The 2,165-nt window shown below is 38.0% G+C and carries 1 protein-coding gene; it reads right to left on the bottom strand.

The window, feature by feature from the left end:
* Positions 1–146 precede the first annotated feature (146 nt).
* Positions 147–1,817: a hypothetical protein gene (locus PSN35_RS07300; protein ID WP_300031537.1), complete on the bottom strand. Its 1,671-nt coding sequence runs from the start codon at positions 1,815–1,817 to the stop codon at positions 147–149.
* Positions 1,818–2,165 lie beyond the last annotated feature (348 nt).

The following is a 2,165-nucleotide window of genomic DNA, read 5'->3' as shown; positions in this document are numbered from 1 at the left end:
TCCAATTTGAACAAGAAATAAATCCATTGTGAACTTAAAAAGTCAATGTTTAGTCACACAAATAAAGAAAAAATCACATATTTTATCCAAAATATACAAATATAATTATATAAATTCCATATATACATTCTTGAATTTTCATATATTCACTTCAGTAATTCTTCGTGATATTTTGCAAAACAGTCATGCTTTACACAGAGTCTGATGTCGCATTGTTTGCATCCTATTTTCACCTCATGCCGTCTATTTTGTTTGGTGCATCCCTTACATCTGCCTGGCTTGTCAAACTGTGTTGGCCAATGTGCCAGTCCACAGTTTCCAACAGTTGCTGGTGCCTTCCTTTTTCTTGTCCCCCTAAACTGTCCAATCAGTTGCTGGGCTAGGCCAGTTCTAAATTCTAATTGTGTCATTTTAATGACCTTGTTGTTTTTTGTCCTTTTTTGGTGATTTTGGGATTCTTGCATGCAAATCAATGCATTGGTAACAGCCAAATCAAAACAAAACCAAAATAAATATTTGTACCATTTCTTTGACTTTCTACAGGTAGAATATTGCATCCTCTTTTGGTCTGCTAGGTCAACACCAAACATAAACTTGTTGTACACTTCCGAGACAATTGGAGCTGGTACATTCTGTAAGGTTCCATCTTTTTTCCTTCTTTGTACCACCCTACTTTCTGTCGGATCACAGTTGGTACTTAGGTATGTAACTACCTTTTTATCCTTCCATGCAGTGGCTACAAGGTTTCCTTTTTGGACGGTCAAAGTGTCACCCCTTTCTTTTAGCTTTACTCCTTTAATAGCCTCTGGCATACCTCTTCTATTGATACGAACCGTACCACAGCAATATATTCCCTCAGCCAACAGACTTTCAAATAAAGCTGGATTTGAAAAAAAGTTGTCCATGTAAATTACATGGTTTTTCCCAACAAGATGCCTGGAAAGGTCCTTAATTACACGTGAACCAAGTCCCTCTTCAGTCCTTACTCCTTCCACTTTACCAGTATAAATTTGGAATTCGTGGACATATCCATTATGTGGGGAGGCTCGTTCCCAAACTTTTATTCCAAATTTAGTTGGCTTCGCTGGAAGGTACTGCTTGAATGATAGTCTGCCTTTAAATGCGATCATTCCTTCATCTATGGACTGTTCTTTGTTGGGGTTGTAGTTGTCTAAACAAGTTCTAGACAGTTCATTAAGAATTGGACGAATGTGACAAAGTTTGTCATGCCCTGGTTGTCTTCTTGGTGGATTTTGTGAAGTATTGTTCATATGAAAGTACTTTGAAATTCTTTCAAAACGTGTCCTGGTCATGATTGAAGGTACAGCAGGTATTTCAAAGGGCCAAGTTGATTTCCATGCCAGTGTGTATGAAGGAATCCCAACAATGGAAAATACTACATGGATTCCCAAAAACGCCATCATTTCAGGGAAAGTTGTTGGGACCCACACCTTGTCAGGTCGTACTTGAATGCATCTTACTGCATATTCATTAGTCTCAGCTACTATTTTGTCAACCAAACTAACAGGGAAAAATTTATGAAAGAAATCAATTTCCTTATTTTCTATATTCAGTTGAAATGTTGCTCCTGTCCGTTGATGAAAATCGGCAACTTGCGGTTTTCTCAAATTTCGCGACCACGTTTGATCTATTTGGTCGGGATTTTCGTCATCAGACGAGTCCGTATCCACCTCGGAGATACTAATATCACTCCCAACACTTCTCGTTTCGGTTTCATCAATATCTGATGGATTAAAACCCTCAAATTCGCTGTCATCGTCGTCAGAATTAAAGAAAGCATTCCATTCATCCGCCATTGTTTACAACAACGCGTACGTTTATTTATACATTTTCATTCAAACATTTTGGAAATTTTTGTGACCAAATATAGAAAACGAAAGTATCATATGACAGAGAAATCATTTCTAAAAATGAATTTCATTGGTTCACCTTTTGAACTTTCGGAGAATTCGACCAATCGTTCGCGTTTTAACACTACCCGTTTGAACGGAAAAATCCGTCACTACGATTGCGCATGTGTTTGTTTACAACGGATCTATCAGTCACTGCGAGTAGCATGGAGTTAATGACAGCGGATTTATCAGTCAATACGATCAGAAGGGTGATAATAAACGCGTGTATACACGTCAGTGGTAGGGAAAGAG

It is taken from the genome of Candidatus Thioglobus sp. (genome assembly GCF_028599055.1).
In the GTDB taxonomy this organism is placed as follows: Bacteria; Pseudomonadota; Gammaproteobacteria; order PS1; family Pseudothioglobaceae; genus Thioglobus_A.
This window is presented reverse-complemented; position numbering and strand designations above follow the sequence as displayed.